At 60.5% G+C, this 14,023-nt stretch carries 14 protein-coding genes and 2 pseudogenes; 10 read left to right on the top strand and 6 right to left on the bottom strand.

Going from position 1 to position 14,023, the window contains the following annotated elements; all coding sequences use genetic code 11:
* Positions 1-344 precede the first annotated feature (344 nt).
* On the top strand, positions 345-788 hold the full coding sequence (locus FHY04_RS21920) for a MarR family winged helix-turn-helix transcriptional regulator (RefSeq protein ID WP_260171735.1): 444 nt from the start codon (positions 345-347) through the stop codon (positions 786-788).
* 10 nt (positions 789-798) lie between these two features.
* Here FHY04_RS21920 and FHY04_RS21915 read toward each other — a convergent pair.
* Positions 799-999, bottom strand: a pseudogene (locus FHY04_RS21915) (IS481 family transposase); the annotation flags it as partial.
* A 53-nt stretch (positions 1,000-1,052) separates the two neighbouring features.
* Between FHY04_RS21915 and FHY04_RS21910 the strand changes: the two are divergent.
* From FHY04_RS21910 to FHY04_RS23135, 3 genes and pseudogenes are all read left to right on the top strand, one after another.
* Positions 1,053-1,457, top strand: coding sequence for a hypothetical protein (locus FHY04_RS21910; protein WP_183937971.1), 405 nt, complete (start codon positions 1,053-1,055; stop codon positions 1,455-1,457).
* A gap of 328 nt (positions 1,458-1,785) precedes the next feature.
* Positions 1,786-3,090: pseudogene (tnpC, locus tag FHY04_RS21905) on the top strand (IS66 family transposase).
* The gene (locus FHY04_RS23135; protein WP_332747980.1) at positions 3,083-3,253 is read left to right on the top strand and encodes a hypothetical protein; all 171 of its coding nucleotides are present in this window, start codon (positions 3,083-3,085) and stop codon (positions 3,251-3,253) included. Before tnpC ends, FHY04_RS23135 begins: the two are co-directional and overlap by 8 nt.
* 39 nt (positions 3,254-3,292) lie before the next feature.
* Here FHY04_RS23135 and FHY04_RS21895 read toward each other — a convergent pair whose 3' ends face one another.
* The 4 genes from FHY04_RS21895 to FHY04_RS21880 form a co-directional block, all read right to left on the bottom strand.
* Complete coding sequence (locus FHY04_RS21895) at positions 3,293-3,484, bottom strand: hypothetical protein (RefSeq protein WP_183937969.1); 192 nt, start codon at positions 3,482-3,484, stop codon at positions 3,293-3,295.
* Between the two features lie 534 nt (positions 3,485-4,018).
* Positions 4,019-5,515, bottom strand: a complete 1,497-nt coding sequence (locus FHY04_RS21890; RefSeq protein ID WP_183937967.1) for an efflux transporter outer membrane subunit — start codon at positions 5,513-5,515, stop codon at positions 4,019-4,021.
* 7 nt (positions 5,516-5,522) lie between these two features.
* The gene (locus FHY04_RS21885; RefSeq protein WP_311726005.1) at positions 5,523-7,079 is read right to left on the bottom strand and encodes an MDR family MFS transporter; all 1,557 of its coding nucleotides are present in this window, start codon (positions 7,077-7,079) and stop codon (positions 5,523-5,525) included.
* Between the two features lie 2 nt (positions 7,080-7,081).
* The gene (locus tag FHY04_RS21880; protein WP_183937965.1) at positions 7,082-8,230 is read right to left on the bottom strand and encodes an HlyD family secretion protein; all 1,149 of its coding nucleotides are present in this window, start codon (positions 8,228-8,230) and stop codon (positions 7,082-7,084) included.
* Positions 8,231-8,370: 140 nt separating this feature from the next.
* Between FHY04_RS21880 and FHY04_RS21875 the strand changes: the two genes are divergently transcribed.
* The 6 genes from FHY04_RS21875 to FHY04_RS21850 all read left to right on the top strand — a co-directional run bounded on the left by FHY04_RS21875 (position 8,371) and on the right by FHY04_RS21850 (position 13,578).
* The gene (locus FHY04_RS21875; protein WP_183937963.1) at positions 8,371-8,799 is read left to right on the top strand and encodes a MarR family winged helix-turn-helix transcriptional regulator; all 429 of its coding nucleotides are present in this window, start codon (positions 8,371-8,373) and stop codon (positions 8,797-8,799) included.
* Positions 8,796-10,409: an AarF/ABC1/UbiB kinase family protein gene (locus tag FHY04_RS21870; RefSeq protein ID WP_183937961.1), complete on the top strand. Its 1,614-nt coding sequence runs from the start codon at positions 8,796-8,798 to the stop codon at positions 10,407-10,409. Before FHY04_RS21875 ends, FHY04_RS21870 begins: the two co-directional genes overlap by 4 nt.
* Before the next feature lie 98 nt (positions 10,410-10,507).
* Positions 10,508-11,464: an MlaD family protein gene (locus FHY04_RS21865; RefSeq protein ID WP_183937959.1), complete on the top strand. Its 957-nt coding sequence runs from the start codon at positions 10,508-10,510 to the stop codon at positions 11,462-11,464.
* Positions 11,465-11,572: 108 nt separating this feature from the next.
* A complete protein-coding gene (locus tag FHY04_RS21860) occupies positions 11,573-11,743 on the top strand; it encodes a hypothetical protein (RefSeq protein ID WP_183937957.1) in 171 nt (56 codons plus the stop codon).
* A gap of 136 nt (positions 11,744-11,879) precedes the next feature.
* Positions 11,880-12,524: an RNA polymerase sigma factor gene (locus FHY04_RS21855; RefSeq protein ID WP_183937955.1), complete on the top strand. Its 645-nt coding sequence runs from the start codon at positions 11,880-11,882 to the stop codon at positions 12,522-12,524.
* A gap of 91 nt (positions 12,525-12,615) precedes the next feature.
* Positions 12,616-13,578, top strand: coding sequence for an alpha/beta fold hydrolase (locus FHY04_RS21850; protein ID WP_183937953.1), 963 nt, complete (start codon positions 12,616-12,618; stop codon positions 13,576-13,578).
* On the opposite strand, the gene FHY04_RS21845 is transcribed toward FHY04_RS21850, so the two are convergent.
* Positions 13,575-13,814 (bottom strand): hypothetical protein, encoded by a 240-nt coding sequence (locus FHY04_RS21845; protein ID WP_183937977.1) that lies wholly within the window; start codon positions 13,812-13,814, stop codon positions 13,575-13,577. The two genes, FHY04_RS21850 and FHY04_RS21845, sit on opposite strands and share 4 nt — an antisense overlap.
* Positions 13,815-14,023: the final 209 nt, after the last annotated feature.

Genomic DNA, 14,023 nt, shown 5'->3' with positions numbered 1-14,023 from the left:
ACGTTGTCGTCCATGGCGGCGTGATCGACCCGGCTATGCCCGGAGATCAAGGCGGCTACGCCGCTGAAGCTACACCACGCGGTGGGACACGATCTACGTTTTGAGAAAACGGCTTCCGACAGCGGTCCTTTTCCAGGCATTGGGCTGGGCTTCTTGCTTCACGTTCCCAAACAGGAAGCCAACGGCCGCAGACGACCCGTCTAAAAACCGAAGCGCGCTTTCCCGCAACTACCTGCTCGTTTCTGCATTGTGAGGGCATTTAAATTCTATATTGCTCAGATATGCCTAGAACTATCTCTCCACCGCCTGCGCAATATCTCCGAACGGATGCAATCCGCGGAGGCATGGACTTGCTAATGTTTGCTAACCGATCTCATCTGTCTCATGCAGATCAAGCTCTAGCCGAACAGGGACTTGGCCGGGCGCACCACCGAGTTATCTACATTCTGTCGAGAAATCCCGGGAGTACAGTAACTGAAATTCTCGAATTTCTTGGTATAACCAAGCAATCTCTAGGGCGTGTCATGAAAGATCTAAAAAATAAAGGCATGGTAGAAGCGCGGCCTGGCAAAAGAGACCGCCGCAACAAATTGGTCTTTTTGACAGTTAAAGGTTATGAGATTGAGAATGTTCTTTTTGAAAGGATGCATGAGAACATGGCGCTTGCTTATTCGGCTGCAGGCGAAGATGCAGTTCGAGGTTACTGGACGTTAATGCAGCATCTTATGAGTCCAGCGATACACGAAAAATTTATCACATTCAATGAACGATCAATCAAGTTCAGATGATAGAACCGGTCTAGGTGTTTAGTACCGGCATCTGGTGGATCGGGTCGACGATGAACCTGTCCGGCTCTAACTCCCAGATATTGGCAGTGTATTCGTAAGGCGTAAGGCCGCTGAGCGTCTTGAGCCGATGGGCAAAATTGTAGGCCGCCATGAAGTCGGCGAGGTGCACCCGTAACTGCTCGTGGCTTTCGTAGTGGAAGCGTTTGACGGTCAGGCAACGATATCGCGTCTGTTACGGCGATAAATAGAAAGGCCATAAGCATCATGTTCGGTTTTTTCAGAAAGAAAGCTGCCAAGCCAGACCTTCATTTTGCTGCAAAAGGCTACATGCAGATTGCTGTCACCCGTCAGCATCGGCCTGAGCTGGATCTTCATGTTGTCAAGCAGGGTTACGCGGCAGAGTTGTTAAGCGAGGGGTGCTCGACCGAGCAAGCATGGTCCGCCCGGTGGGGCGGCGTCTGCGCTATCAACGACGCGCTATCAGATTTTGAAGATGCGGTAGCCGCGATGAGGGAGGCGCGTCGGGAAACAGGCATGCCTGAAAAGATGCGCAGCAAGGAGGAGGCGGAAGGGATGTATCTGGCAGCTGCAACAGCCGTTGTGACCCTAAAAGATACGATAGACCCAAAAAGCTACGCGCACTTTCTGAGCTATATGGGCGTGCGCTAAACCGCGCATCACTCGTCGGGTCGGCCAAACAAGCGACCAAAATATCCTCGCTTGGATTCCGTTGGTCCTGGTCCAGCCAGTAAGCCAATAACTCGGGCCTGAGCCTCACGCCGTTCCTCGTCCGATAGATCGAGACGATGGCGAAGATCATCGATCGTCCCCATCCGGTCGCGTAACTGTTCCAAAGCCGCATCAAGATGGGCCTGTAACACGTCGGAATCTGACCCGTTATGAGTGTCAGCATAACCGTTCTGCGGTGTTCAAATGACTGTTTCAGCGTAATTACCCACCCCCTTGCGGCTGAGCGAGATCACCGATTCAAGGGGGCATGGGCCGTCCCGATCTCGAGCGCCTGAGCCGCGAGGAGTTGATCGAACTGGTGCTGCGCCTGCAGCGCCCTGCGAAGACGTCGCGGACATCGTCGAAGCCGCCATCGACTGACCGCAAGGAGCGCCACGAGGCATCGCGGCCCGGCGGTGCAAAGCCAGGGCATGAGGGACATAGCCGGATACTGAGCGAGGCATTCGATCGCGCGATCGATCATCGTCCAGACACCTGCACCGGCTGTTGCGCGGCACTGCCGGCCGATCTGGTGGCCGAGACAGTCAGCGAGCACGATACGGTCGAACTGCCGCCGATCACGCCGGTCGTGGAGCGCCACAGGCGGCTGGCGGTTCGCTGCCCATCGTGCGGGATGCGCGTGACCGCCGCGCTGCCGGACGCGGCGAAGGGAACGCCGTTCGGCGCGGATCCATGCGATCGCGACCTATCTGAAGACCTTCCAGGCGTTGTCCTGCGAACGGCTTCAGGGGGCGTTTGCCGATCTGTTCGGTCTGACGATCAGCCAGGGCGGTCTGATGAACATGCTCCGCCGTGCGCAGGCGCATTTTGCAGGTGGCCGCGATGACGCCGTATCGAGGCTGCGTCAGGCAGGGGTGGTCAGCTCCGACGAGACCGGGGTGCGCATCGAGGGCAGCAACGCCTACCACTGGGTGTTCCGGTGCGACCATGCCGTCGTTCACACCGCCGCCCCGACCCGCGGCGCGATCGTAGTGCGCACCATGATGGACGGGCATCGCCCCGACGCCTGGTGCTCCGACGCTATGCCGCCCAGCAGGGTCATGCCGATGCGCACCAAGCCTGCCTCGCCCATCTCGCGCGTGATGTCGCCTATGCGCTCCAGAACAGTGAAGACTTCCTGCCGATGCGGCTCAAACTATGGCTGAACAAGGCGTTCGGACTGGCGGAAGGCATCAGCCATCTGGCGCCATCGACGATTCCCGCAAGACGACGCGCGCTCGAACGAACCATCGACGACATCATCACGACGCGCACGTCGTGCGAACTGACGATGAAGCTCCGAAACAGGTTCGCCCGCGCCAGGGAGCAGCTCCTTACCTTCGCATATTGGCCCGGCCAAGTCGAACCGACCAATAATGCGTGCGAGCGCGACCTTCGCCCCGCCGTCATCCAGCGCAAGATCATCAGTGGCTACCGCGCCATGTGGGCTGCTCAGGGGGAAGCTGACATCAGGACCGTCGTCGCCACCGCGCGCCTTACGCCTGGGACCAACATTTTCGGTACCATCGCCGCTACCCTGGGCGCAGGAAACATCCAGACCGGGGGTGGGTAATTACGAAAAAGCCTTCTTCTTCGTAGGCGACGAGGTTCTGAATGAGGCCGTGCGCGTCGATATCGTCGGCCATGCTCTCGATGGCGGTGGGCTTTACCTGCCGCTGATTGAGCGGGGAAAGGCGAAGCTGCGAAAGTTTGGGATAGGTGATAGCCATGATTGAAAGCTGCTGATCTGAATTACGTTCGATGATGGGGGAGGGTCAGCCTTCGAGGGCTGCGAGTTCGTCAAACTCGACCGATGCGCGTGTCGCGCCGTCGCCCGCGTAGGTCGCGCCGGTGCGCGTGTTGAAGAAAATACGTTCGCCCTTGGCGTAGGGAATGCCGTCCGCGCTGGTCCCGTCAGTCTTCGCGCGCTTCCAATACGGGTCGCCCTTGTATCGAGTGTAAGTCATTGTCCTGTCTCCTTTCCTTCGAGGCTGAAAGCCGGTTGCCGCAGCAACCGGGTCTGCCTCTCCGGCGAGGAGCGGGATGGGGAGGGAGGAAGAAAATCGACGGCCTGGTGCGGGCAGGCCGCCTAGCGCGGCCGACACCCCATAGGGTGGCGGGTGCCGCGCTTGGCGGACCACACGGGGCTGTCTATTTTCCTTCGGGAACGAAAGGGCAGCAGCCCTTGATGTTCCCCGCGTCGGATGGCCTCCGGGGGAGGGCGTCGACGCCAATCGAGGATCGTTCGCGCCGTGCGCGTCCGCGGCTGTGCCACGTGGCACACCTCACGCGAGGATCGTCACCCGTCAGGGCCGAGACGCCGGCACGGTGGCTTGGTCGGCGCAATCGCGCCGATAGAGCCGTGCCCGGCAGGGTCGCGCCCTAAAGCTGAAGACCCGTTTGGCGAAAGGTGAAGCAAGGCGGCTGGCACCCGCTTGTCGATGGCGATATTCCTGTACGTCAGCAATACAAGGGCCGCACGGGCGGGATTGGCTGAGGAATTACTTGGTTGTTCCGAGAGACCTGGGCGAGGCATCGGGTGCCAATCCTTGATAGGTCGATTCCCCCCATCCAAGTCCTAGTGATTTTTGGATGGCGACATAACTTGCCGTAAGAGCCGCAATCGCACTTTGAAGGTTTGATGCGGCAAGCACTTTCTGACGACCGGACTCGAGTGCGTCGCTGCGGGAAATCACCTTTCGCTGGAAGCGTTGTTGTGTCAGAATATCTGACTCGTCGGCTGATCGCTTGATCTCGGCGAGCGCTGCCACATTGCGACGTTGCTGTGCAAAGCGCGCGAGCGAATTCTCGGCGTCCTGGAACGCACCTAGAACGACCTGTCGATACTGTGCCTCAGCTTCGTCTCGTCCAGCGCGCGCTTGCGTTATCTGGGCCGAAGTTCGTCCAAAATCGAGCAACCCCCATTGTAGCTGGGGCACGGCAATGTTGGAGATATTTCCCAGATCGACCAAGTCTCCGACAGACGTTCCGCCGATGCCTAGGATCCCCATAAAGCTGATCTTGGGAAAACGCGCTGCTTCAGCGACGCCAATCCGGGCAGTCGTGGCCGCCAGATTGCGCTCGGCGGCGCGTATGTCGGGTCGACGGCGAAGGAGAGAGGCGGGATCGCCGATGGCGACGACCTGTGGCGGCAAGGGGACGTCACGCGGGACAGCCAGCAAGGAATCGAGCCTCCCTGGCGCCTCCCCTGCAAGCACGGCGAGCGCATTGAGATAAATTCCGATCTCCGCCTCAGCCGTAGCGAGATCGCCGTTGGTAGCCTGAATGGCGCGGTTCGCCTGACCAATGGCAAAGGCCGGCACCGTGCCTTGCTGAAAGCGTTGCCGAGCGAGGCCTAGCTGCTGCTTCTGCAGGTCCAGCCCCCCACGAAGTGCAGCGGCGCGCTGCTGCCGGTCCCGCAGATTCGTATAACTTTGCGCAACGTCGGCTGCGAGTTGAACGTGTGCATCTGCCGCGTTGTAGGAAGCCGCTGCGGCTAGTGCGTTAGCGGATTCTATTTTTCGGATCTGGCCTCCTGCAAGATCGATTTCCCAATTTGCGTTCAGGCCGAGATTGAAAAACTGGAGAGAGGAATCCGCGTCCTGGGAAGGGGGCGTTGCGCCGTTCCCCTGAGCCGACTGCAGATCGATCCCGGGAAGGTCCGCGAAGATTCCGGTCGCTTGTGCCCCAGCTTTCGGAAAGCGGTTAGCGCGCTCCTGGCGCACGGATGCGCGCGCCTGACGGAGCCGCGCCTGGGCGACATCGATCGACGGATTCGCTGCAAGTGCGCGTCGCTCAAGCTCGTTCAGGACCGGATCTTGAAGAGCCGTCCACCACTCAGCAACTGCGGGGTCATTGGTGCTCGTACTCGCGGTCTGGCGCACGAACTTGGATTGGGGGGCGGCGCGACCCAACCCCGGCGGTCCGGCGTAGTCCGGGCCAACGACACATCCGCCGAGCAGCAAGGGGGCGAGAACGAGACCTCTGAAGTTTGTCATCGCAGCCTCAATGCATCGCCATGGACTGCCCTTTGGGCAGCGGGCGCAGGAACAAAACGAGTGGAAGCGTGGCCAGTGTCGCAAGCGCCATCGCCAGGAAAATGTCATTGTACGTCATGATGAAGGCCTGCTGCTGAATGGTCCCGGCAAGCGACTGAAGGGCGGCGTCCATCTGGCCGAACGTCCTGGCCATGCCGGCGAGATAATCCTGCAACCTTGGGTCGTTTGCCCAAAGGGTCTCTTCCATCCGCCGGCTATGGAGCGACATTCGCTGGTCCTGAAAGGAGGCCAGGGCGGCCAAAGCGAACGACCCGCCGAGATTTCGTGCGGCATTGAAGATGCCTGATGCATCACCGGCATCCTCCTTGCTGACCGAAGCGATAGTGGCCTGGTTCAGGAACAGCATGGTGAGGATCATGCCGACACCACGCAGTAACTGTCCGGCGGTAAAGGCTTCTCCGGCAGATTCCGCGGTGAGGCTGGTGTTGACGAGGCAGCTGGCGGCCATGAGCGCAAGGCCTGTGCCGACGGCGAGCCTGATATCGACGACGCGGATAAGCAGCGGGATGACGGGCATCAGCAAGAAGGCAGGCACACCCATGAGGAAAATCACCTGACCCGTCTCAAGGGCGTTATAGTCAGCGATCAGCGCGAGGAATTGCGGGATGACGAAGGTCGAGCCGTACATCACCATGCCCAGCGCCAGCGCCATGACGACGACGCTGCCGAATTGTCGATTCATTACGATCCGCAGCTTAAGCACAGGCTTGGCGGCCCTGAATTGTCCGATCCCCAACATGACAAAACCAATCAGGGTCATGATCGTCAGCCGGACGATGTACGTCGATTCAAACCATTCTTCACGGTGCCCTTCCTCAAGCACGACCGTCAGTCCTCCCAGGCCGAGGATCATGCCGACAATCCCGAACCAGTCCGCATCGCGGAAATAGACCCAGTTCGTTTTCTCGTGCGGCAGGCCGAGAAGCAGCAGCAGCACGAGCAGACCGCAGACCGGCACGTTGACGAAGAAGGCATAATGCCAGCTCAGATTTTCCGTGAGCCAGCCTCCGAGCAGGGGGCCAAGAACCGGACCCAGGATGACGGTCATTCCAAAAAGGGCCATGCCGATCGGCTGTTGCGATGGCGGGAGGCGCTTTGCGACGATCGTCATCGCTGTCGGGATGAGCACGCCGCCCGTGAACCCCTGACCCGCCCTTCCGACGATCATTGTCATCAGATCCGTAGCGGTGCCGCACAGGACCGAGAATCCTGTAAAAGAGGTCACCGAGATGAGGAGAAGTGTCCTCAACCCCAAAAGCCGTTCCAGCCACGCGCTCAGCGGTATGATGATGATCTCGGCAACGAGAAAAGCCGTGGCGATCCACGTTCCTTCCGTGCCGGTTGCTCCGATCTCCCCTTGGATAGTCGGCAGCGCCGAGTTGACGATCGAGATGTCGAGCGTCGCGAGCAGCGCGCCCAGCGCGCCGGCCGCGACCGCGATCCAGGCCGTCGAGTCGGCTCGCTCGGCGCGTAACGTCCCCGGAGATGCAGCAACCGTCGCCACGCTCAGCGCTTCCGACTTACGGCCTGCCGGATTCTCTCCAGGTCGCCTTTGGCCGAACGGGTATCGACAGTAATGCCGACCGACATTCCGGGAACCAGAAGGGGCCTGACTTCGGGCGGCGCATCGATCGCGATACGGACGGGCACGCGCTGAACGATCTTCGTGAAGTTGCCGGTCGCGTTTTGCGGCGGGAGCACGGAGAACTGGGCACCTGTGCCCGGTGCGAAGCTGGCAACCCGCCCTTTCAGCTCGACCCCGGGGAGCGCGTCGATGTCGATGCTGACGGGCTGGCCGACTCGCATGAGACCTAGCTGCGTCTCTTTAAAATTGGCCTCGATGAAGAGGCGCTCCACCGGCACCAGCGTCATCAGGCGCGTTCCGGGCTGTACGAACTGCCCTACCCGGACAGCGAGATCGCCGACGCGACCATCGATCGCTGCCTTGAGCAACGTCGATTCGGTGTTCACACGCGCGGCGGAGAGCTGAGCACGAGCGGCTTCGGCCTGCGATTGCGCCTGTCGTACCTGGGCACCAAGCGTGCCAACGCGCCTTTCTGCTGCGGTAAGGCCGGCCTGAGCAGCATTGGCGCGCTCATCTGCCTGTCGTGCCTGCGTCTGAAGCTGGGCAAATCGCTCGCCTGGCTCTGCGCCAGACGCCGCCAGCGGCTGATAGCGCGCAACCTGCTGCCGCGCGAAGGCGGCCTCGGCGCGCGCCGAGGCCGCCTGAGCACGCGCCTGGACGATTGTCGCCTGCTGTTCAGCGATCTGCGAACGGCTCGTCTCGACCGCAGCTTTCGCTGTGTCGATCTGGCTGGTGATCTGCTCGCTTTGGGCTCGATATTCGCGAGGGTCCAGTTCTGCCAACTGCTGCCCTTTGCGGACCGCTTGGTTCGCGCTGACAAACACGCGCTCGACATATCCGGCAACTTTCGGGGCCACCACGACAGAGTCCGCCGCCACATAAGCGTTGTCGGTTTTCTGCATGAACTTGCCGCGGTTCTGATGGTCAAAATACCATACCAACCCCGCTCCCACGATCGCGACCGCGACAACCAACAGCGCCAGCCGAACCCGTACCGACTTGAGCGGACCAGCGGGCCGCTCGCCGACATCGTCATGGTCGCCTGAACCGACTGTGGGATCTTCCACCATTCTATTCCCGATCAACTATCGATTCAAAGAGCCGGGGGACTTGCCACGGCGGCCAAGCTTCGGCAATACCACATTATATGGAACCTCATCAATCGGGTATACGTGGGATCGCAACCACCTTCGGCTGGACCTGGTACAGGATGCGGCGGCTGATCGACGCCTATCTTGCCTGTCAGGGTGCATCGATGGCCCAACTAAAACTGCTCGCATATCTCGCGGAACAACCGCGCCGCTCCACCGACATTGCGAGCTTTTTCGATCAGGCGCCCCGCACTGTTACTCAGGCGATCGACGCGCTCGAGCAAAATGGTCTCGTGTTCCGATCGCCTGCTCCGGACGATCGCCGGTCCAAACTGGTGCAGATAGCAGACGCCGGCCGGGCCACGTTGGGACTGGCCATGCCGCTCTACGACGACATCGTAGGGCAGACCTTCGGAAGCCTGACAGCGGATGAACTCGAGGGTCTCGACGCAGCGATCAAACATTTGAACCGGCTCGTCGACCAACTGGAGACGAAGGCCAGCGTTCCCGAGACCCAAGTTTCCCGCCCCGCAAAGCCGGGCGCATGATTGATCTAGCTCCTCCCGATGAAACCGATACGACCGCTCTAAAAGAAAGGAAGCGGTTCGCGCAAATTCTCGTCCTGTTCGGCCGGCACGGTCTCAAGGGGCTGGCCGCTCGGTTGGGTCTGGGGGCGGGGGGGGACGAGCCGCTTGAAGATACCCGGCCGGAAGCGATCGTCGCGCTTTTGCGGGATATCGGACCCGTGGCGGTCAAATTCGGACAGATCCTCGCGATGCGAAGCGACCTTCTGGAGCCGGCATGGGTCGATGCACTTTCAAAACTGCAGGACCGCGTTCCTCCGCTTCCATTCGCGGCCGTGCAGCCGCTGATCGAGGAGGCGATCGGCGGGCCAATCGAAACGAGTTTTAGTCACTTCGACACCGAAGCGCTTGCGGCGGGTTCGATCGCTCAGGCGCATGCGGCGACGCTGCTCGACGGGCGGGACGTTATCGTCAAGATTCGCCGCCCAGGCATCGAGCGGATCGTCGATGCCGATCTTCGGCTCCTGCGAAGACTGGCCCGGGTCGCGGAGCGACGTATCCCCGAGATCGCGAGACTGAAGCCGGACGAACTGCTGCGCCATTTCGCCGAGAGCCTCGCCCGGGAGATGGACCTCAGCGCAGAAGCGCGCGCCAGCGACGCGATTGGTGAATATCTTAAAACCTACGGGGTTCGAACCGCACGCTTCGATTGGGAGCTTTCGGGTAGGCGAGTGAACATCCAGGAGCGGCTCCGCGGGTTTCCCGCAAGCGATTTGGATGCAGCACGCCGAAGCGATCTCGATCTGGCGGCGCTCGCCAGCACCTATGCGCAGGCGATCCTGCGCATGATCATCATCAACGGTCACTTCCACGCCGATCCGCATCCCGGCAATGTCTTCTTCCTTGAAGACGGGACGCTTGGCCTGATCGATTTCGGGGCCGTGGGCACCCTCCTGCCGAGACGGCGGGAGGAACTCGTTCGGCTTGGCCTTGCGATCGCTTCGGAGGACACCGGCGGTGTCGTCGATATCCTTATGCTCTGGGCCGGTGATCCGGACGTGGACCGGGTCCGGCTCGAAGAGGCAATGGCCGAACTGATCGACCGCTTCAGCAACGTCCTGCTCGATCAGATTGACCTCGCCGACATTTTTCAGATGGTATTCGCGATTCTGCGCGACTTTCATCTCGCGCTTCCGCCTGACCTCGCCCTGGTGCTCCGGACCTTACTTACCGCCGAGGGGTTCGTCCGGCGCATCGATCCGGCATTCGACATCGCCCGCGAGCTTGCTCCGATAGCAAAGGAAATGATGCGGGAGCGGGCAAGCCCTGCCCGGCTGCGCGGCGAGGCGGGCAAGCTGGTCGCGGCGCTCGGACGAGCGGTTCTGTCAACGCCGAGCCTCGTCGGACAGATCGAGAAGGTTGCGCGAACCGGCTCGATCACCGTCAGTATCGCGCCCAAGGACCTTGAGCGTTTACGCGGAAGAGAGCGTGCCGGCAGGGGTACTCGACAGCTGTATCCCGCCACCCTCGCGATCTGCGCGGCGATAGTGCTTTCCTCTCAGCCTCTCCTGGCGGGACTGTTAGCTTTCGGCGCTGTTGCACTGGCCGTTTTCGAAGGTGTGAGGACGCGATGAGCACGCCGTACGTAGAGCCGACCGCAAAGCATCGCGCCTGGCGCGACGGGTCTCGGGATTCATAGCTCCCGATGGAAACACATTCAAACTGGTTGAAGGTGAGCCTGATCGTGAGCCTGCTCATGGTCACTGCGATCGGATTCGCTTTCTGGCTTGTCCAGGCGAGCGATGCCAACGGGCCGACGTACGAGATACGATTTGAACAATCTGTCGATGGCCTGCAACCGGGGGCAGCCGTGAACCTTCTCGGCGTTGCCATCGGCCGCATTACTGAGATCAAGGTTCAGCCCACAAATCCCGATTTCGTGACCGTCCGGTTCGCGCTGACGAGTGACACGATTCTTCATCGCGGTGTGACAGCGTCGATCGAACGATCATTATTTGATGGATCGGCAGCGCTGAGCCTGAGTGGCGACAACAATCGCAACCCGGTGCTCTCGGCGCGAGCGGGGCAGCCGTTCCCGATCATACCAGCAAAAGGCGGCGGACTCTTGGGCGCCGGCAGCGGTCCAGCAGACCTCATTGCGAAGGTTTCGTCGAACGCTGAAAGCGTGTCAAAAAAGCTCGACCCCGCTGGTTTGCGTTCGATCGAGAAGCGTCTCGACGAACTCGCCCGCAATTCCCAGACCTGGGCTGGCAAGGTCGGTCAAGTGTCGGGACGGTTGCCACAGACGGACAGGCTCGATGCTTTTGCAAAGCAGTTTGCGAATGCAGGGGATGGTGCAGCGAGACTTCGCCGTCGCATTGAAGCGTCACGTGGAAAATCTCGTGAGAATATTGCGCAGTCGCTGAATTCGGCTGACAAATCAGCTGTGTCTTTTGGGCAGTCGGTTTCGCGCGCACGACCTCGGATGAGGCAGTTGGAAGCGGATGCCCGCCAGGTCACTGAAACCGTTCGATCGCTCCGGGGACCGGTCGGTCGTGCCGGCGATGTCGCCAAGAGGATCGAACAGGGGGGCTTTGGGTCGACCAAATTGCCCGATTACAAACCCTCGCCTGCTGGTCAACCAAGCGAGATCGAGACTCCTGCGGCGAAAATCGGATCGAAGCCATGATCAGCGTGTGCCGATCCACGGCACGGCATTGCTGGCAGGTGGTTCGCGCCGGAATCGATGCAAGAAGGCGCGATTTATCAACAACGGCAGCAACCATCGGAGTAATCGATGCCAAATACCGACCCAAAAGACAAAGCGGCGACACTCATCGCCGCGCTGCTCGTCCTCCTTGCGGAAGCCGATGCGTTCGGATTCACGCTACCGGCGATACACATCGACGCTGCGATCACAGCGTTGCGTGGGATTGGCGGCGCAACTCAAATATCGACCAAAGGCTGACTCGACGGCATCCCGCGTCGATGCGTTTGCCCGTTCTGATCTCCTCTAGAAAGCAACAGAACAATGGGATCGCGTCGGCTTTCGTGGCTGGAGCGGTCTTCTCACCCAATTTGCACGTTCTGCAAAGGTGACGCGGATGACACTTCCCGTCGCCATTGAGCAGACTGATCCGTTTATAAGCCAGCGCGGTTTTAGCCATGCTGTGCGCAGGGTGATGCCGAACCTGCGGATTTATGCGCGTCGGCTGACGCGTAACGAGGCAGATACCGAGGACCTCGTTCAGGATACATTGGCGCGCGCCTGGGCCGCGCGAGAGCGTTTCGAGATCGGGACGAACCTCAAGGCTTGGCTTATGCGGATCGCACGGAACAGCTTCCTGTCCGGGAAGCGAAAAGATCGGCGCTCGGTATCGTGGGATCCGACAATCGCAGAACGTTTTTTAATTGCCCCGGCCGCCCAGGACGAAGGGATTTTTTCCAATGAATTCAACCAAGCCGTGTCGTCGCTTTCTGATGGACAACGCGTAGCCTTCGAGCTGGTGACACGGGACGGGCTGACATTCGAGGAAGCCGCGGATCGTCTCGGCGTACCGCTTGGCACCGTTAAAAGTCGCGTATCGCGAGCCCGTCGGGTGCTCGTTGACGGCTTTGAAACCGACCCGCCTCTCCCGGTTCAGCTACCAACGCCCCCCGCGCCCGCGCCCGCGTGCGAAGCTCCAGAAACAAGCGATGCGAACATATACCAAAACTGGAAAAGATCCGGTTCGAGAACAATCGGATGAATACGCCGCAGCCTGGACAGTTCGGTTTCAGTCGCGTCACGCCGGATCAAGGCCACATAATTGATTCAGTCTAAGAAAGGCACTGAGGACCATGCGTGAAATCCCGTCCGATATCGTACAGACCTGGGCGCCAGATCCTGCATACCTGCCCGATTGGTTTGTCGACGCGCTATCCGTGCCGCGGGAGGAAGGCTTCGTCGAGGTCTCTGGTGTAAGAATGCACTACTTCCGCTGGGGAGATCGTTCCGCGCCTCCTTTACTGATGACCCACGGCTTTCTCTCTCATGCACGGTGCCTGGCGTTCGTCGCGCCTTACCTGGCTGAAAATTACCACGTGATCGCCTACGACCATTCAGGAATGGGGGACAGCGACGTTCGCGAGAATTGTGACATGGTCGCGCGAGGACGGGAGATGATTGGGGTCGCGGAGGCCCTTGGACTTTTTGGACACGAGCACAAGCCGATCATCGTCGCACACAGCTTTGGCGCGGCAGTCGCGCTCCAGGCGATCACGCTCGCGCCGGATGCCTTTGCCGGCACGGTGATTTGCGATCTGATGGTGCTGCGTCCGTCCAGCTTTGACGCCGTTTGGGGTGGCGGACGCACCGGCCCGGGATCAGGCGACCCTGATCGCGCGCATAAGCGCTACCCCGATTACGCCAGCGCCCGCGAGCGGTATGTTCTGTCTCCGCCACAGCCCGTTGGTGAGGCGTTCCTGATGGATTACATGGCCTACCACTCACTTCGACGCGAAGGCGAAGCGTGGACCTGGAAGTTTTCGCCATCAGTGTTCAAGCGGGATAATATGCCGAGCGAATGGCTTGAAATGGGCAGAACGCTGGTCAAGGCGCCAGGCCGCAAGGCGATAGTACACGGCGAGCAAAGCCTCCTTTTTACAAATGATTCCAGTGATTACGTGCGCGAGCTCGGCGGTATCGATATTCCGATCATCGCTGTACCCGAAGCTCGGCACCATCTGATGCTGGATCAGCCGCTGGCATTCGTCGCCACCTTGCGGGCGTTACTGGCGGGCTGGAGCATCGAGCGCAATTAGACCGGCATCGCTGCCGGGCTCGAACAGCAACGGGTGGGATTAACCCCGCCCGTTGCTTCACTTGCGCACATGCGTGACAACACCGGTCGGTGTCTGGTTGCCGCTGGATGAAAGATGCCGCGCCGGGTGATGCTACCGATCGGCTTTCGAGGCGCGGCGAGCAGCCGTGCGCGCCGGGTGTCGCGATCGACAGGCTCGCCGGTGATGAAGTGGATCACGGTGCGCAGCGCAATCATTGCTCGCGCCACTGCTCGACCAGCGCCACCATCGCGTCGCGGTAGCCCCAGGCACCAACAGCGCGATGTCGCGCGGGACGACTTGTACGGTCTTTTCGGCGCGTTCCGCGTCAATTAGAGCGGTTTCTCACCGTGCTGAATCATAAGGGGATTCCCGTCGCTGCGGTTTTCTGATTCAGGTGCGTGCCGGTGCAGGAGGCTGGCATGGA

The sequence above is a fragment of the Sphingomonas sp. BK481 genome (genome assembly GCF_014194875.1).
GTDB classification, from domain to species: domain Bacteria; phylum Pseudomonadota; class Alphaproteobacteria; order Sphingomonadales; family Sphingomonadaceae; genus Sphingomonas; species Sphingomonas aerolata.
The sequence above is the reverse complement of the archived record's forward strand: the minus strand, read 5'-3'. Positions and strand labels throughout refer to the sequence as shown.